Source organism: Phenylobacterium sp. Root700 (assembly GCF_001429025.1).
In the GTDB taxonomy this organism is placed as follows: Bacteria; Pseudomonadota; Alphaproteobacteria; order Caulobacterales; family Caulobacteraceae; genus Phenylobacterium.
Genome location: NZ_LMHT01000011.1, coordinates 67,240 through 82,914 on the forward strand (window position 1 = coordinate 67,240; position 15,675 = coordinate 82,914).

Below are 15,675 nucleotides of genomic sequence, written 5' to 3' on the forward strand. Positions count from 1 at the left end.
GGAGTTTTCATGAGCATCACCATTCGGCCCTGCGTCGCCGGCGACGAGGCCGCCCTGGCTCTGGTGGGGCAGGCGACCTTCCTGGAAACCTATGCCGGGGTCCTGCCGGCCGCCGACATTCTGAGCCACTGCAAGACCCAGCATGGGGAGGCGTTCTACGCCAATTGGCTGGCGAAGCCTGGCTACAGCCTCTGGGTCGCGGAGATGGACGAGGGCGGGGCGGCGATCGGCTACGCCGCCCTGACGCCGCCGGACCTGCCGGTGCCCACCGGCGAACGAGACGTTGAGCTGAAGCGAATCTATGTCCTCAACCGCTTCCACGGCACGGGACTGGGCGCGAAGCTGATGTCCACGGCGATGGAGAGTGCGACGAGCAACGGCTTCACGCGCATGCTGCTGGGCGTGTTCGGTGGAAACGCGCGCGCAATCGCCTTCTACGCCCGCCAGGGCTACGCCGAGGCGGGCGTCCGGAAGTTCCGTGTAGGCGCCAATGAGTACGACGACCTGGTCTTGGCTCGGTCTCTCTAGGCCGCCGGGGCGGAGGCGCTTACCAGGTCACGTTACCGTTGGCGGTGAGCAGGCCGACCAGCATGGCGGCGCCCAGGGCGATGATCAGACCCACGATGATAAGGTCTGTGTATCCCTCGAAGCGCTCCAGCAGGTGCCTGTTCTTGTGATGGTGGACCTCACCTTCATGATGTCCGGATTGCATGGCTTTTCCTTCGCATACTGTTCCAGAGGACATGTCCTCCGCCAGACTGCGACAGGCGCCCAGGTGGGCCTTCCGGCTGGTCATCAGGGGCCGCCGGAGCTCGCCCACTTTCGCGCCTGCCGAAGCAAGGCGATACCCGGAGCGTGCGCCCCGAACGAACAGTGGTCAATGAGGTTTCACGGTTAAGTGCTTCGCAAACCTAAGTTTGCGAGCCGGTCGCATGATCATGATCGACGCGGCGGCGCAGAGGCGAACAGGCTCGCCTCTGCGCTTGGAGGGCCGTTAGGCGTAACTTTGCAGCGGACGCACGTCCAAGGTGTCCGTCGCCGTCGCCGCGATGGCCTGGGCGGCCGCCAGGGCCCCCGCGGCGGTGGTGAAGTACGGGGTCTTCATCATCAGGGCGGTGCGGCGGATCTCGAAGGAGTCGGCCAGGGACTGCTTGCCTTCGGTGGTGTTGAAGACCAGCTGGACCTCGCCGTTCTTCATGGCGTCGACGATGTGCGGACGGCCTTCGAGGACCTTCTTCACCTGCACGACCTCAAGGCCTTGCTCGGCCAGGTAGGCGCCGGTGCCGGAGGTGGCGAGGATCTTGAAGCCCTGGGCGATCAGCAGGCGCACCGGCTCGACAATCCACGGCTTGTCGTCTTCACGGACCGAGACGAAGACGGAACCGGTTTTCGGCAGGATCACGCCGCCGCCGAGCTGGCTCTTGGCGAAGGCGCGGGCGAAAGCCGGGGCGGATGAGGTTTCGCCGTCGCGGACCCAGTCGAGGCCCATGACCTCGCCGGTGGAACGCATTTCCGGGCCCAGCACCGTATCGACGCCGGCGAAGCGGGCGAACGGGAACACCGCTTCCTTCACCGCCACGTGGTTGAACGGCTTCTCGACCAGGTCGAAGCTGGAGAGCTTCTCGCCGGCCATCAGCTTGGCGGCGATGGAGGCCAGCGGCTTGCCGATGGTCTTGGCCACGAACGGCACCGTGCGGCTGGCGCGCGGGTTCACTTCCAGCACATAGATGCGCGGCGCTTCGGAGTGGGGTTCTTCGATGGCGAACTGCACGTTCATCAGGCCGCGCACCTGCAGGGCGCGCGCCATGGCCTCGGTCTGGCGCTTCAGCTCGGCGATAGTCTCCGGCTTCAGCGAGAACGGCGGCAGGGAGCAGGCGCTGTCGCCCGAGTGCACGCCGGCTTCTTCGATGTGCTCCATGACGCCGGCCACGAAGACCTGGCCCGCATCGTCGCACAGGGCGTCGACGTCCACCTCGGTGGCGCGGCTCAGATACTGGTCGATCAGCACCGGGCTGTCGCCCGACACCTGCACGGCGGTCTTGACGTAGCGTTCGAGCTGCTCGTCGTCGCGGATGATCTCCATCGCCCGGCCGCCCAGCACGTAGGACGGGCGGATGACGATGGGGTAGCCGACCTGATGGGCGCCGGCGAAGGCCTCGTCGCGCGAGCGGGCGATGGCGTTGATCGGCTGGGCGATCTTCAGCTTGTGCAGCAGTTGCTGGAAGCGCTCGCGGTCCTCGGCCAGGTCGATGGCGTCGGGGCTGGTGCCCAGGATCGGGATCCCGGCGTCTTCGAGCGGCTTGGCGAGCTTCAGCGGCGTCTGGCCGCCGAACTGCACGATCACGCCCAGCAGGGTCCCACGGGTCTGCTCGACTGCGATCAGCTCCAGCACGTCCTCGGCCGTCAGCGGCTCGAAGTACAGGCGGTCGGAGGTGTCGTAGTCGGTCGAGACGGTCTCGGGGTTGCAGTTGACCATGATGGACTCGACGTCCAGGTCGCCGAGGGCGAAGGCCGCGTGGCAGCAGCAGTAGTCGAACTCGATGCCCTGGCCGATCCGGTTGGGACCGCCGCCAAGGATGATCGCCTTCTTACGGTCGCTCGGCTCGCTCTCGCACTCGGGAATCTGGCCCAGCGCGCCGCTCTCGTAGGTCGAATACATGTAGGGCGTGGCGGCGCGGAACTCGCCCGCGCAGCTGTCGATGCGCTTGAACACCGGGCGCACGCCGTGGGCGCGGCGTTGTTCACGGACCTCGGCCTCGGTGGTATGGGTCAGCTTGGCCAGGCGGGCGTCGGAGAAGCCCTGGGCCTTGATGGCGCGGAATTCGGCGGCGGTGGCGGGCAGGCCGCGATCACGGAGGTCGGCCTCGACCTGGACCAGGGTTTCCAGCTGGCGCAGGAACCACGGCTCGTACGAGCAGGCCGCGTTGATCTCTTCGACGCTGAGGCCGTGGCGGAAGGCCTGGGCGATGACCAGCAGGCGGTCGGGGGTCGGCTTGCCCAGCGCGCGGATGACGGCGGCGCGGCCGGTCTCGGCGTCATGAGCGCCTTCGATCTCGACCTCGTCCAGACCGGTCAGGCCGGTTTCGAGGCCGCGCAGGGCCTTTTGCAGGCTCTCGGCGAAGGTGCGGCCGATGGCCATGACCTCGCCGACCGACTTCATGGCGGTGCTGAGGGTCGGCTCTGAACCCGGGTACTTCTCGAAGGCGAAGCGCGGGATCTTGGTGACGACGTAGTCGATGCTGGGCTCGAACGAGGCCGGCGTGGCGCCGGTGATGTCGTTCATCAGTTCGTCGAGGGTGTAGCCGACGGCCAGACGCGCGGCGACCTTGGCGATCGGGAAGCCGGTGGCCTTGGACGCCAGGGCCGAGGAGCGCGACACCCGCGGGTTCATCTCGATGACGACCATCCGGCCGTCGGCCGGGTTCACCGCGAACTGCACGTTGGAGCCGCCGGTTTCGACGCCGATCTCACGCAGGACGGCGATCGAGGCCGCCCGCATCTGCTGATATTCCTTGTCGGTCAGCGTCAGGGCCGGGGCGACGGTGATCGAGTCGCCGGTGTGCACGCCCATCGGATCGATGTTCTCGATGGAGCAGACGATGATGCAGTTGTCCGCCTTGTCGCGGACGACCTCCATCTCGTACTCCTTCCAGCCGAGCACGCTCTCTTCGATGAGCACTTCGGTGGTGGGCGAGAGGTCGAGGCCGCGTTCGACGATCTCTTTGAATTCTTCGAGATTATAGGCGATGCCGCCGCCGGTGCCGGCCAGCGTGAAGGACGGGCGGATGATCGCGGGCAGGCCCACGAACTCCAGGCCTTCGAGGGCCTCGTCCATGTTGTGGGCGGCCTTGGACTTCGGGCTCTCAAGACCCAGCTTGTCCATGGCGTCGCGGAATTTCTGGCGGTCCTCGGCCTTGTCGATGACGTCGGCTTTGGCCCCGATCATCTCCACGCCGTACTTGGCGAGCGCGCCGGAGGCCTCGAGGGCCAGGGCGGTGTTCAGCGCCGTCTGGCCGCCCATGGTCGGCAGCAGGGCGTCCGGGCGTTCCTTGGCGATGATCTTTTCGACCATCTCGGGCGTGATCGGCTCGATGTACGTGGCGTCGGCCACGTCCGGATCGGTCATGATCGTGGCCGGGTTCGAGTTGACCAGGATGATCCGATAACCCTCGGCGCGCAGGGCTTTGCAGGCCTGGACGCCGGAGTAGTCGAACTCACAGGCTTGGCCGATGACGATCGGGCCAGCGCCGATGATGAGGATCGAGGAGATGTCTGTGCGTTTCGGCATGTCCACTCGCGCGCATGGGCGGTCGCGCATCAAAGCGCGCCCGGTCCCGGTCAAACTGCAGGTTAAGTGGGCCGTTTAGAGACGGACTCGCCCGGGCGCAAGTCGCCGATTGGCCTAAACAAAAAGGGCCGGCGTCTCCGCCGGCCCCTAGTCGTTCTAACACAAGGACCCGTAAGCCCTTGCGAGGTATTTTTAGACCTGCAGATTGCCGGCGGACATCTTGCCGCTGCGACGGTCTTGCTCGAGTTCGTAGGTGACCTTTTGGCCCTCGTTCAGGCTGCGGAGGCCCGCACGCTCGACGGCCGAGATGTGAACGAAGACGTCAGCGCCGCCATCGTCGGGTTGAATGAAGCCGTAGCCCTTGGTTCCGTTGAACCATTTCACAGTGCCGGTAGCCATAGAGGTGTCGTCCTTGGGATAGTAAAATCCGCAACCCAAGCCTTTTGAGCCGCGCATCAAATTTCGGGAGGGTCGGGGAGCAGGTTCGGTGCGCCGGAATTTGGAGCGTCGAAAATCAGCCGAACCATACGAGTTTGACGATCCGAGCCTAGCGCGCTTCCAGAGGCCCCGCAAGACGATCGACGGGACGTTGCTCTACGCGCAGCGCGTGCCCAGCAGGTGTTAAGCATATATCGGGCAGGTGAGGTATTCAGTGGTCCGAGGTGGAGGTCTCGTTGCTGCAACGCCTCGCGGCGATAGTCGTCTTTGAGTTTTATGCGGCGCTGGGGTCTTGCGGTCTGGCGGGGGCGAGCCGCTTTCGAAGCTGCGCTCTTGGTCTTCGCGTCGGAGGCGCCGGCTTGGGGGCTCCCGTTTTCCCGTCGCCGCGCAGGCGGTCGCGCGTCAGGGTAAGTCGCGAAAAATCAGTGTGATAAACGCCGCTCCAGCCGTCCGGCCCTGGCGGATGCGTGGTGGCGGGAAAGCCACACTCCACGCCTCTCCGCGGTTGGCCGTGGAGCCGAGGCCGCCTTGCGCGATCAGCAGTTCTTCGACGGCGGCTGTTTTCGTTCATACGTGACGGCGGAGCGCGGCGGCTGATCTGGGTTTTGGGAAAACTCAGGAAATCTTTCCCGGTCGCCCTTCCAGCGGCGACGTTGCTGGGCCGCGTCAAGGTATTCGTCGGCGGTCAGGCCAGGCGCTTCCAGGCTTCCCTTGACTGGCCGCCTGGGGCAGCTTGGTTGCCGAACGTCGTCTGTGAAGGGCGCCTTGGCCGCGATCTCCACCCATGATCCGCTCGCCGATCTGTTGCCGCGCATAGCGTCCGGCGATCGCGCAGCTCTGCAGCAGCTCTATCAGGCGTCCTCCGCGAAGCTTTTTGGCGTCTGCCTGCGTATCCTCTCCAACCGGGATGAGAGCGAAGACGTGTTGCAGGAGGTCTATCTGACGATCTGGCGTAGGGCCGACCGCTTCGATGCGGGCCGGGCCAGCGTCATGACCTGGATGTCGACCATCGCCCGCAACCGGGCCATCGACCGGCTGCGGGCCCGCGGTCCGCTGGCCTACGCCCAACCGGTCGACGAGATGGAGATCGAGGACACCGCGCCCCGCGCCGAGGCCTTGCTGGAGGCCGCCCAGGATGGCGCGGCGCTGCATCGCTGCCTGGCCGAGCTGGACGAGCGGACGGCTAAGGTGATCCGCATCGCCTTCTTCGAGGGCGTCACCTACGAGGCCCTGGCTCAGCGTCTCGACACGCCGCTGGGCACCGTGAAGAGCTGGATCCGGCGCGGCCTGCTGAAGCTCAAGGGGTGCCTTGAGCGATGAGCGACATCGGTCCCGAACTCCCGCAAGATGAAGCCCTGGCCGCCGAACACGCGCTGGGCGTGCTGACCGCCGCCGAGCGCGCCGCCGCCGAGCTGCGGATGGCGAGCGACCCTGCCTTTGCGGCCAAGGTCGAGGCCTGGCGCGAGCGGCTGGCCTCTCTGGCGGAGGAGGTGGAGGCTGTCCAGCCTCCCGCCGGCCTGTGGCCGCGCATTGCTGGGGGCCTGTCGGTCAATGACAACCAGGCGGTCGTGCGGCGGCGGCTGCGGTTCTGGCGCGGCGCGACGGTGGGGTCGCTCGCTCTTGCGGCCGCCAGCCTGGCCATGGTCGCGGTGCTCGCGACCCGCCCGCCGCCGATCATCGTCACGCCGCCGCCTGGGCCGATGATGAACGCGCGCCTGATGCCGACGTCCGGCGGGCGGCCGATGTTCCTCGCCGCCTATGATCCGCAGCGCAAGGCGGTGCTGGTCGCCTCGCTGGTGCCGCCGGGTTCAGACCCGACCCACAGCCACGAGCTTTGGCTGATCCCGGCCGACGGCAAGCCGCGCTCGCTGGGGCTGGTCGAGCAGGGAGCCTCGAAGTCGATGCCGATCTCCGACCGAATGGCCGCCATGGCCACCGAAGGTGCGTCGATGGCGGTGTCGGTCGAGCCCATGGGCGGCTCCCAGCAGGATGGTCCCTCGGGACCGGTGGCCGCGATCGGCAAGCTGGCCAGGATCTGAGCCGTACGCCCTGGCGTTGCAGCTTCGAGGCGCCCTATGTTCCTCGCAAGAGTTCAGAGGATTGATGATGAGAGCGCTTTTGCTCGCGGCGAGCGTCGCGGCTTTGGTTGGCCTGGGCGATGCGCAGGCCGTGGAGTTCCACAAGGACGGCATGACCGCCAAGGAGGTGCAGTCCTGGCTCACCGACAGCGGCTACAAGGCCGAAATGGCCAAGGACACCGACGGTGACTCCTATCTGAAGAGCGCCTCGGACGGGGTCAGCTTCGACGTCCACCTCTATGACTGCAAGAAGGACCGCTGCGCCTCGATGCAGTTCATCGCCGGGTTCGACCTGGACGAGAAGCTTGAGCTGGCCAAGGTGAACACCTGGAACGAGGGCAAGCGCTACGTGGACTGCTTTCTCGACGACGAGGGCGATCCCTGGTTCACCTATGACGCCAATGTCAGCCCCGGCGGCAGCCGCGAGGCCCTCGACGACGACTTCGCGGTCTGGCTGAGCTTTGTGCCGGACATGAAGGAACTCGCCGGCTGGAAATAGCGTCGGCCGGAAACAAATAGCCGGCGGGACTGCATCTCCGCAGATCCCGCCGCCGTATCCTTGATGTCGCCGTCGCAGCGACAAGAAAATCAAGGACACCAGGAATGACTTCCAAGTTTATCCCGGCGCTCGTCGCCGGCGTTGCCGCCGCATGCCTTCTAGCTGGTGGCGCATCTGCTCAAATGGCAAGTTCGATGGGCGCCGAAAAGACTGTGATGGTCGGCGGGGCGGCGATGTACCCGTCTCGGAATATTGTCCAGAACGCCGTCAATTCGAAGGATCACACGACCTTGGTGGCCGCGGTGAAGGCCGCCGGGCTGGTCGACACCCTATCGGGTCCAGGACCGTTCACGGTCTTCGCGCCGACCAACGAGGCCTTCGCCAAGCTTCCCGCCGGAGCCGTCGAGGGATTGTTGAAGCCCGAGAACAAGCCGGCCCTGGCCAAGGTGCTGACCTATCACGTCGTGGCGGGCAGGCTGACCGGTGCGGATCTGGCGGCGCGGGTGAAGGCCGGTGGCGGCAAGGCTGTGCTGAAGACGGTCGAGGGCGAAAACCTGACGGTCATGGCCATGGGCGGCGGTCTGGTCGTCCACGACGCTAAGCATGGCGCTTCGAAGGTGACGATCGCCGACGTCAATCAGTCCAACGGCGTGATCCACGTGGTGGACACGGTGCTGATGCCCTGAGGATCGAACATCGCCGAAACCCTCCCTCCAACGTGGTGGGGGAGGGCGTCGGCGAACTGTCCTACTTGCGGGCGTCCATCAGGCCCGCGAAGCGCTCGAACAGGTAGAGCGAGTCCGTGGGGCCGGGAGAGGCTTCCGGGTGATGTTGCACCGAGAACACCGGGCGGTCCTTGAGGGCGATCCCGGCGTTGGTGCCGTCGAACAGCGAGATATGGGTCTCGACCACCGGCTCGGGCAGGCTGTCGCGATCGACGGTGAAGCCGTGGTTCATCGAGACGATCTCCACCTTGCCGGTGGTGACGTCCTTGACCGGATGGTTCGCGCCGTGGTGGCCCTGTTCCATCTTCACGGTGGTGGCGCCCAGCGCGCGGGCCATCATCTGGTGCCCAAGGCAGATGCCGAAGATCGGCACGCCGCTTTCGACCAGCTTCTTGATTTCGGGAACCGCGTACTCGCCGGTGGCCGCCGGATCGCCGGGACCGTTCGACAGCAGCACGCCGTCGGGCTTGCGGGCCAGGACGTCCTCGGCGGAGGTCTTGGCCGGCACCACGGTGACGCGGGCGCCGATCGAGGTCAGGGCGCGCAGGATGTTGCGCTTCACGCCGTAGTCGAGAACCACGACCTCGTATTTGGGCTCGCCGGCCTTGGCGTAGCCTTCCGGCCAGGTCCACAGGCCTTCGTCATAGACGAACGGCTGCAGGCAGGAGGCGTCCTTGGCCAGGTCCAGGCCTTCGAGACCGGCCCAGGCCTTGGCCTTTTCGGTCAGGGCGGCGATGTCGAACTGGCCGTCGGGCGAGTGGGCGATGACGCCGTGCGGCATGCCCTTCTCGCGGATCGCGCGGGTCAGGGCGCGGGTGTCGACGCCGGCCAGGCCGACGACGCCGCGACGCTTCATCCAGGTGTCGAGGTCGCCTTGCGAGCGCCAGTTGGCCGGCGGGGTCGGCACGTCGCGGAAGATCGCGCCGCGCGCCGCGGTCTCGGCCGAGCCGGACATCTGCTCGATGTCCTCGGTGTTGACGCCGACATTGCCCATGTGCGGGAAGGTGAAGGCCACGATCTGGGCCATGTAGGAGGGGTCCGTCAGGATCTCCTGGTAGCCGGTCATGGCGGTGTTGAAGCAGACCTCGCCAACCGCGTCGCCCGTCGCGCCGACGCCGACGCCTTGCAGGACGGTTCCGTCCGCCAGGACCAGAACGCCGGTGACACCTGGAAGGAGTTCAACAGTCATCTCGGCGTCTCCATGGATGGGCCGCATGCTCGCAAAAAGGCGGGCCAGGGAGAACCCCGCCCGTTCAATCTGTCCGCTTGTGTCGGCAAACGGCCGCGTAGGTACTGACTCGCGGTCGCTGGGTCAATGCGGGTCTCTAACGCACTTCGCCGCGTCTTGATCCTCCCAACCGTCGATCGCCTTGTGGAAAAGGACGCGGTCGGCTTTGACCTGACGCTGGCAGGCCTTCTGCAGCCGCCTTAGGCCAGGACGCCTGAGATCGCGCCGAACAACGCCTCGGCCCTGATCGGCTTGCCGATGTGGCGGTCGGCGCCGGCCGCGGTCGAGGCCTGCAGGTCGCCCGGCGAGGTGTTGGCGCTGATGACGATGATCGGCGCGCGCGGCAGGCCCGGCGCCTCGGCCTCGCGGATCGCGCGGATGGCGGCCAGCCCGTCCATCACCGGCATGCGCAGGTCCATCAGCACGACGTCGAAGGCGCCGCCGCGCCAGGCCTCCACCGCCTGCTGGCCGTTCTCGACGCTCACCACCTGCGCGCCAGCCGCGCCCAGCATCAGCTCCAGCACCTTGCGGTTGGTGGGATTGTCGTCGGCGGCCAGCACCCGCAGCGGCGGGCCGTCAACATCGTGGGCGACGGGGGCGGGCGGCGAAATGTCGGTGGCGAGCGCGGCGTCGCCATAGTCCAGCAGCCCGGTCACCAGCTTCTCCAACTGCCCGGCCGAGGCGGCGATATCGGCCAGCAGCGCGCTCTGGGTCTTGGATAGATGGGTCTTCTCCAGCGCCTGGATCAGGCCGGTCACCCCGTTCAGCGGCGTGCGCAGCTCGTGGCTCATGTCGGCGACGAACTCGCTCTTGGCGCGGCTGGCGACCTCGGCGCGGTGCAGGGCGTCTTCCAGCGCCGCGGCCTGGCGCTTCATCTGGGTGATGTCGACGCGCAGGCCGATGACCCCGCCGTCGGCGGTGCGGCGCTCCTCGATCATCAGCCAGCGGCCGTCGGCCAGGCGCTGCTCGTGACGCTCGCCGGTCGGGTTCAGCAGTTTGTCGAGCCGGGCGGAGAGCCATTCTTCCTCGCGGCCGACCGCGTCGGGATAGTCGCCGCGCGCCACCCCCTCGCGCAGGGTGTCGGCCAGCCGGGCTTCGGAACTGAAGAGGTCGGCCGAGCGGTGGTAGATCTCGGCGTAGCGTTTGTTCCAGAGGATGTAGCGGCCCTGGTGGTCCAGGAAGACCACCCCCTCCGGCAGCAGGTCGATGGCCTCGCGCAGGCGATCGCCGGCCATGCGCGCCTTCGCCTCGGCGTCGGCCAGGGCCTTGCCGCCCAGCAGGCGACCCAGGCCGCGCGCCAGCACGCCGCCCCAATTCCGAAGCCCCGCCTTCGGCATGTATACTGACCCCAACGAACCGCTTGGGTCGATCAGATGGCGCGGCAGGATTGCTGGAATGCGTCCGCCGCCCGTTCGACGTGCAGAAAGTGAAAAGCGCCCAGCAATTGGGCGCCTGGGTTCGCTTTTCGCGCTCGAGCGGTTATTTCAGCGGCCATGAGCATCACCACGGTCGGCTTGGACGCTGACGACACCCTTTGGCATAACGAAACCATCTTCCGTCTGACCCATGACAGGTTCACAGACCTGCTGTCCGACGTCGCGGACAAGACCGTGCTTGAGACGCGGCTGGCCGAGGTGGAGAAGCGCAACCTGCGGCTCTACGGCTATGGGGTGAAGGGCTTCACCCTCTCGATGATCGAGACGGCCATGGAGCTGACCGGCGGCGAGGCCCCGGCGCGGGTGATCCGCGAGATCCTGGCGGTCGGTCGCGAGATGCTGACCGAGCCGGTCGAGCCGCTGCCTGGCGTCGACGACACCCTGGCCGAGCTTTCCAAGCTCTACCGGCTGGTGCTGATCACCAAGGGCGACCTGCTGCATCAGGAGCAGAAGCTGGCGGCCTCGGGCCTGGGCGACCTGTTCGCGGCGGTCGAGATCGTCAGCGAAAAGGACGCTTCGACCTACAGCCGGGTCTTCGCCCGCCATGGCACCGGCGCCGCGCAGGCGGTGATGTGCGGCAACTCCATGCGCTCGGACATCCTGCCAGCCGTCGAGGCGGGCGCCTACGCAGCTTACATCCCCTATCCGCTGATCTGGGCCCATGAAGTGGCCGATGCGCCCACCGGCCATCCGCGCTTCGCCGAACTGGCCTCGATCCGCGACCTGCCGGCCTGGATCGCCGGGCTGAGCTGAGGCCCGCCACCCAACGCTCGTCATCCTCCGGGCTCGCGAAGCGAGATCCGGGGGACCCAAGCTGAGTTGCGAACCTAGAANTTTGGGTCCCCCGGCTCGTCTTTCAGACGACCGGAGGATGACGAGCGGCGTGGATGTCACAACGCGCGCCTGCGATCCGTCCTTGAGGCGAAGGTCGGAGGAAATCACATGTCGCGCATACTTTCGGGCGGGCTCGCGGTGGCTTTGGGCGCCAACGCCCTGGCCATGCTGCTGGCCTCATTCTGGTGGTACAGCGCCGTGCCGGGCGTGATCGCCACCGGCGCTTATAACCCTCATTTCGTCAGGGATATCGGCGCGGCCTATCTGGTGACGGCAGGAGGGCTGGCCTGGTTCGCCTGGCGGCCGGTCCAGGGCTGGCCGGCGCTGGTCGCCGCCGCGGCGTTCCTGGTGTTGCACGCAGGCATCCACATCTTCGACGCCAGCTGCTCGTCCAATCCGGCCGCCGACCTGATCCGCGATCTGCCCGGCGTCTATCTGCCCGCCGTGCTCGCGGCAGGACTCGCCGTCTTCGCACGCCGTGGAGCCTGACCATGTTGAAAGCCATGATCGCTCGCCAGATCGACAAGATGGAACGCCTGTGGGGCTATGACGCCAGCTATCTGCGCCTAGTCCTCAAGGTGAACCCGATGAGCGCGCTGAAGTTCGGCATGGTCAGCCAGATGGTCGATCTCAAGGCGGCGCCCGCCGAGGCCGTCGCCGCCGCCAAGCTTGTCGGGACCCTGGCCGAGGACTGCGGGCCCTGCACTCAGATCGTCGTGGACATGGCCGCCGCCGAGGGCGTCGCGCCGAACGTGCTGCGGGCGATTCTGGCTGGGAACGAGGCGGAGATGGGCGAGAGCGCGGCCATCGCCTGGCGCTTCGCCCGCGCCAGCCTGGCGCGTGACCTGGAGGCGGTCGATCCGCTGCGCGAGGCGATCGTTCGGCGCTGGGGGGAGGCGGGCCTGGTCGCCATCAGCCTGTCGCTGACCGCCGCACGGATGTATCCCACCTTGAAGTACGCGCTCGGCTACGGCCGAGCCTGTTCGAAGGTCACCGTGGCGGGGATCGCCACCCCCGTCGTCCATGTTCCGATCGCCGCCTGAGGGAGCGTCATCGTGGCTGCAGACATCGAAGCCTTCGAAGCCCAGCGCCCGCGCCTGACGCGGCTGGCCTACCGCATGCTGGGCTCGGTCGCCGAGGCCGAGGACGTGGTGCAGGACGCCTGGCTGCGTTGGACGCGAACCGGCGATGAGGTGCTCGATCCCGCCGGTTGGCTGGTCCGCGTCACCAGCCGCATCTGCATCGACCGGATGCGCTCGGCCAAGGCCCAGCGCGAGGCCTATCGCGGGCCTTGGCTGCCGGAGCCGCTGATCGAGGAGCTGAATGTCGATCCCGTCGAGCGGGCCGAGGACGTGTCGGTGGCCTTCCTGCTGGCGCTGGAGCGGCTGTCGCCGCTGGAGCGGGCGGTCTTCCTGCTGCACGACGTGTTCGACGAGGACTACGGCTCGGTGGCCGAGACGCTGGGCCGTAACGAGGCGGCCGTGCGCCAGCTGGCGACCCGCGCTCGCGCCCACGTCCGCGACAACCGGCCCCGTTTCACCGTCAGCCAGGAGGACGCCGCCAAGCTGGCCGCGGCCTTCATGGCGGCGGCCGCGCAGGGCGACATGGCCGCGTTGTCGGCGGTGCTGGCCGAGGACGCGGTGATGGTCTCCGACGGCGGCGGTAAGCGGAAGGCCTCGCTGCGCCCGCTGATCGGCCGCGAGGACATCATCCGGTTGCTGGAGGGTATCGCCTGGCGGGCCGGCGGCGAGGAGGTCTGGCCGCTCAGCTTCCGCGCTGTGCGGATCAACGGCTATCCGGGCATCGTGATGGAGCGTGAGGACGGTCCCATGACCGTGGCTTTCCAGCCCGGCGAGGACGGCAAGCTGGCCGCCATCTATATGGTCCGCAACCCCGACAAGCTGACTCGTCTGGGTTAGGCCGCCTGGTGCGCCTTGCGGCGCGGCAGCAGGTGGATCACGCCGACGATGATCGCACCGACCACGAAGCCGACCACGGCCGAGCCTGCGGCCATCGCCGTCCAGCCGGTCACGGCGCCGATGCCGGGAACCGCGCCGGCCCAATGCGACAGTCCCTCGACCCAGTGGGGGATGGGGGTCAGTTTGAAATGCGCCAGGCCGTGGACCAGGATGCCGCCGCCGACCCACAGCATGGCCCCGGTGCCGATCAGGGTGAGCCAGTGCATCACCACCGGCATGGCCTTGACCATCACGCGGCCGAGCGCCTGAACCGCCGACGTCCTGCGCGCGGCCAGGTGCAGTCCGATGTCGTCCATCTTCACGATCAGGGCGACGACGCCGTAGACGACGATGGTGATCCCGACCCCGACCAGGGCCAGGGCCCCAGCCTGGACGCCCAGCGGCCGGTCGGCCACGTCGGCCAGGGCGATGGCCATGATCTCGGCCGAGAGGATCAGGTCGGTGCGGATCGCGCCGGCGACCTTCTGGTCCTCCAGGTCCTTGGCGCTGAGCGCCAGTTCGTCGGTGATGTCGTCGTCGCCGTGCGGGCTGAACGCCTCGATGATCTTCTCGGTCGCCTCGAAGCAGAGATAGGCGCCGCCCATCATCAGCAGCGGCGTCACCGCCCAGGGCGCGAACGCGCTGAGCAGCAGCGCGCCGGGCAGCAGGAACAGCAGCTTGTTGCGCAGCGAGCCGATGGCGATCTTGACGACGATCGGCAGTTCCCGGTCGGGCGTGAAGCCCATCGCATAGCCCGGCGTCACCGCGGTGTCGTCGACCACCACCCCGACGGCCTTGGTCCCCGCCTTGCCGGCCGCGGCCGCGACATCGTCCAGCGAGGCGGCGGCGATCTTGGCGATCCCCGCGACGTCATCGAGCAGCGCGACAAGACCGGAAGCCATCGGCGGAACCTCTGTTGATCGAAAGACTTGAGCCTATGGGCTTCGTCGCTACGGGTTCAGGCCATGACCGTAAAGTCTCTTCGAGCCTATGTGCGGTCGCGACATGCGAACGCCATCCCAAATGGCGGTTCCCGCCCCGGCTCCTGTCGGGCTTGAGGCGGTTATAAGGATGGGCCTGCCCGATGCCGCGGCGGGAAGATCAGCAAGCCTCGATCCCCTTCGCGGTCGGAGGCGGCCGGATGGCGCGTCTTGTGCGCGAATTCGACTGGGCGGACACCCCGTTGGGGTCCCCGGAGACCTGGCCGCCCGAGCTGAAGACCGTGGTCGGCTTCGTTCTGGAGACGCATTTCCCAAAGGCGGTGGTGTGGGGGCCTGATCTGGTTACGATCTATAACGACGCGTTCCTGCCGATCCTGGGCGACAAGCCAGAGGCTCTGGGGCGTTCGTTCGCGCAGGTGTGGGCCGAGGTCTGGGACCAGATCGGGCCGATCGCTCAGCGCGCCCTGGCCGGCGAGGCGACCTTCATCGAGGACTTTCCGCTTGTCATCGATCGGTCCGGGCGGCCGGAGCAGGCGTGGTTCACCTTCTGCTACAGTCCGCTGCGGCTGGCGGACGGGACTGTCGCCGGAATGATGGACACCGTCATCGAGACGACCGCCACAGTCAGGGTGCGGGCCGAACTGGATTTGCTGACCCAGGAGCTGGGCCACCGCTTGAAGAACGTCCTCGCCATGGTCCAGGCGATGGCGGCGCAGTCGTTGAAGGACGTTGCGGAGCGCGATGCGGTCGAAGCCTTTACCGATCGTGTCGTGGCGCTGGGGCGCGCCCACGACGCCCTACTTGCGCAAAGCTGGTCGGCGGCTGACTTGCGACGGGTCGCCGAGGCGACGCTTTCGCCCTTGGACGGCCTGAACCAGGTCCGGCTCCAGGGGCCCGACATCCAGATCGGGCCGAGCGCGACGATGACGCTGTCGTTGATTGTGTATGAACTCGCCACCAACGCAGCCAAGTACGGCGCTCTGTCGGTTCCCGAAGGGCGCGTGGATCTGTCTTGGCGCTTGGCGGGGGAAATGCTGCGGATTTACTGGCGGGAGTCCGGCGGCCCGACGGTGCCGCCGCAGTCGCGCACGGGCTTTGGGTGTCGGTTGATCGACATGGGGTTCGGCGCGGGGAGCGCTGTGGATCGGCGCTATCGGCCAGAGGGGTTCGAGGCCGACCTGGAAGCCCCCATGCGCAATCTGCAGGATCACTGAGGGCAATTCGACGAGAGGGGCTGCGCCTGGAGCCTT

The 15,675-nt window shown here is 67.3% G+C and carries 16 protein-coding genes; 10 read left to right on the forward strand and 6 right to left on the reverse strand.

Annotated elements, in window-relative coordinates; all coding sequences use genetic code 11:
* Positions 1-9: 9 nt before the first annotated feature.
* A complete protein-coding gene (locus ASE02_RS05935) occupies positions 10-528 on the forward strand; it encodes a GNAT family N-acetyltransferase (protein ID WP_056732138.1) in 519 nt (172 codons plus the stop codon).
* A gap of 19 nt (positions 529-547) precedes the next feature.
* Here ASE02_RS05935 and ASE02_RS22235 read toward each other — a convergent pair whose 3' ends face one another.
* The 3 genes from ASE02_RS22235 to ASE02_RS05945 all read right to left on the reverse strand — a co-directional run bounded on the left by ASE02_RS22235 (position 548) and on the right by ASE02_RS05945 (position 4,687).
* The gene (locus tag ASE02_RS22235) at positions 548-796 is read right to left on the reverse strand and encodes a hypothetical protein (RefSeq protein WP_156405926.1); all 249 of its coding nucleotides are present in this window, start codon (positions 794-796) and stop codon (positions 548-550) included.
* A 198-nt stretch (positions 797-994) separates the two neighbouring features.
* Positions 995-4,288 carry a carbamoyl-phosphate synthase large subunit gene (gene carB / locus ASE02_RS05940; RefSeq protein ID WP_056732139.1) on the reverse strand — a complete coding sequence of 1,098 codons (3,294 nt, stop codon included), beginning with the start codon at positions 4,286-4,288 and terminating at the stop codon, positions 995-997.
* Positions 4,289-4,480: 192 nt separating this feature from the next.
* Complete coding sequence (locus ASE02_RS05945) at positions 4,481-4,687, reverse strand: cold-shock protein (RefSeq protein ID WP_056732141.1); 207 nt, start codon at positions 4,685-4,687, stop codon at positions 4,481-4,483.
* Between the two features lie 804 nt (positions 4,688-5,491).
* Here ASE02_RS05945 and ASE02_RS05950 point away from each other — a divergent pair.
* The 4 genes from ASE02_RS05950 (at position 5,492) to ASE02_RS05965 (ending at position 7,989) form a co-directional block, all read left to right on the forward strand.
* The gene (locus ASE02_RS05950) at positions 5,492-6,046 is read left to right on the forward strand and encodes a sigma-70 family RNA polymerase sigma factor (protein WP_056732745.1); all 555 of its coding nucleotides are present in this window, start codon (positions 5,492-5,494) and stop codon (positions 6,044-6,046) included.
* Complete coding sequence (locus ASE02_RS05955) at positions 6,043-6,765, forward strand: anti-sigma factor domain-containing protein (RefSeq protein ID WP_056732143.1); 723 nt, start codon at positions 6,043-6,045, stop codon at positions 6,763-6,765. Before ASE02_RS05950 ends, ASE02_RS05955 begins: the two co-directional genes overlap by 4 nt.
* A gap of 67 nt (positions 6,766-6,832) precedes the next feature.
* Positions 6,833-7,303 carry a YbjN domain-containing protein gene (locus ASE02_RS05960; RefSeq protein ID WP_162257138.1) on the forward strand — a complete coding sequence of 157 codons (471 nt, stop codon included), beginning with the start codon at positions 6,833-6,835 and terminating at the stop codon, positions 7,301-7,303.
* Positions 7,304-7,497: 194 nt separating this feature from the next.
* The gene (locus tag ASE02_RS05965; RefSeq protein ID WP_235536625.1) at positions 7,498-7,989 is read left to right on the forward strand and encodes a fasciclin domain-containing protein; all 492 of its coding nucleotides are present in this window, start codon (positions 7,498-7,500) and stop codon (positions 7,987-7,989) included.
* A gap of 61 nt (positions 7,990-8,050) precedes the next feature.
* Here the strand turns inward: ASE02_RS05965 and carA are convergent, their stop codons facing one another.
* Both carA and ASE02_RS05975 read right to left on the reverse strand, forming a co-directional pair.
* A complete protein-coding gene (carA, locus tag ASE02_RS05970) occupies positions 8,051-9,217 on the reverse strand; it encodes a glutamine-hydrolyzing carbamoyl-phosphate synthase small subunit (RefSeq protein ID WP_056732146.1) in 1,167 nt (388 codons plus the stop codon).
* A gap of 239 nt (positions 9,218-9,456) precedes the next feature.
* Positions 9,457-10,593 carry a response regulator gene (locus ASE02_RS05975; protein WP_056732148.1) on the reverse strand — a complete coding sequence of 379 codons (1,137 nt, stop codon included), beginning with the start codon at positions 10,591-10,593 and terminating at the stop codon, positions 9,457-9,459.
* A 156-nt stretch (positions 10,594-10,749) separates the two neighbouring features.
* Between ASE02_RS05975 and ASE02_RS05980 the strand changes: the two genes are divergently transcribed.
* The 4 genes from ASE02_RS05980 (at position 10,750) to sigJ (ending at position 13,445) form a co-directional block, all read left to right on the forward strand.
* On the forward strand, positions 10,750-11,445 hold the full coding sequence (locus ASE02_RS05980) for an HAD family hydrolase (protein ID WP_156405927.1): 696 nt from the start codon (positions 10,750-10,752) through the stop codon (positions 11,443-11,445).
* 189 nt (positions 11,446-11,634) lie between these two features.
* On the forward strand, positions 11,635-12,015 hold the full coding sequence (locus ASE02_RS05985; RefSeq protein WP_056732152.1) for a hypothetical protein: 381 nt from the start codon (positions 11,635-11,637) through the stop codon (positions 12,013-12,015).
* A gap of 2 nt (positions 12,016-12,017) precedes the next feature.
* Positions 12,018-12,569 carry a hypothetical protein gene (locus ASE02_RS05990; protein WP_056732154.1) on the forward strand — a complete coding sequence of 184 codons (552 nt, stop codon included), beginning with the start codon at positions 12,018-12,020 and terminating at the stop codon, positions 12,567-12,569.
* A gap of 12 nt (positions 12,570-12,581) precedes the next feature.
* On the forward strand, positions 12,582-13,445 hold the full coding sequence (gene sigJ / locus ASE02_RS05995; protein ID WP_200957617.1) for an RNA polymerase sigma factor SigJ: 864 nt from the start codon (positions 12,582-12,584) through the stop codon (positions 13,443-13,445).
* Here the strand turns inward: sigJ and ASE02_RS06000 are convergent.
* Positions 13,442-14,386 (reverse strand): DUF808 domain-containing protein, encoded by a 945-nt coding sequence (locus ASE02_RS06000; RefSeq protein ID WP_056732158.1) that lies wholly within the window; start codon positions 14,384-14,386, stop codon positions 13,442-13,444. The two genes, sigJ and ASE02_RS06000, sit on opposite strands and share 4 nt — an antisense overlap.
* 239 nt (positions 14,387-14,625) lie before the next feature.
* On the opposite strand from ASE02_RS06000, the gene ASE02_RS06005 reads away from it, so the two are divergent.
* Positions 14,626-15,639 carry a sensor histidine kinase gene (locus ASE02_RS06005; protein ID WP_162257139.1) on the forward strand — a complete coding sequence of 338 codons (1,014 nt, stop codon included), beginning with the start codon at positions 14,626-14,628 and terminating at the stop codon, positions 15,637-15,639.
* The last annotated feature ends 36 nt before the right edge of the window (positions 15,640-15,675 follow it).

Coding starts and splice junctions, on each gene's coding strand:
- ASE02_RS06000 (WP_056732158.1), bottom strand. CDS start 14,386: ATGGCTTCCGGTCTTGTCGCGCTGCTCGATGACGTCGCGGGGATCGCC.
- ASE02_RS06005 (WP_162257139.1), top strand. CDS start 14,626: ATGGCGCGTCTTGTGCGCGAATTCGACTGGGCGGACACCCCGTTGGGG.
- ASE02_RS05975 (WP_056732148.1), bottom strand. CDS start 10,593: ATGCCGAAGGCGGGGCTTCGGAATTGGGGCGGCGTGCTGGCGCGCGGC.
- ASE02_RS05985 (WP_056732152.1), top strand. CDS start 11,635: ATGTCGCGCATACTTTCGGGCGGGCTCGCGGTGGCTTTGGGCGCCAAC.
- ASE02_RS05955 (WP_056732143.1), top strand. CDS start 6,043: ATGAGCGACATCGGTCCCGAACTCCCGCAAGATGAAGCCCTGGCCGCC.
- ASE02_RS05960 (WP_162257138.1), top strand. CDS start 6,833: ATGAGAGCGCTTTTGCTCGCGGCGAGCGTCGCGGCTTTGGTTGGCCTG.
- ASE02_RS05990 (WP_056732154.1), top strand. CDS start 12,018: ATGTTGAAAGCCATGATCGCTCGCCAGATCGACAAGATGGAACGCCTG.
- ASE02_RS05980 (WP_156405927.1), top strand. CDS start 10,750: ATGAGCATCACCACGGTCGGCTTGGACGCTGACGACACCCTTTGGCAT.
- ASE02_RS05935 (WP_056732138.1), top strand. CDS start 10: ATGAGCATCACCATTCGGCCCTGCGTCGCCGGCGACGAGGCCGCCCTG.
- ASE02_RS05965 (WP_235536625.1), top strand. CDS start 7,498: ATGGGCGCCGAAAAGACTGTGATGGTCGGCGGGGCGGCGATGTACCCG.
- carA (WP_056732146.1), bottom strand. CDS start 9,217: ATGACTGTTGAACTCCTTCCAGGTGTCACCGGCGTTCTGGTCCTGGCG.
- carB (WP_056732139.1), bottom strand. CDS start 4,288: ATGCCGAAACGCACAGACATCTCCTCGATCCTCATCATCGGCGCTGGC.
- ASE02_RS22235 (WP_156405926.1), bottom strand. CDS start 796: ATGACCAGCCGGAAGGCCCACCTGGGCGCCTGTCGCAGTCTGGCGGAG.
- ASE02_RS05945 (WP_056732141.1), bottom strand. CDS start 4,687: ATGGCTACCGGCACTGTGAAATGGTTCAACGGAACCAAGGGCTACGGC.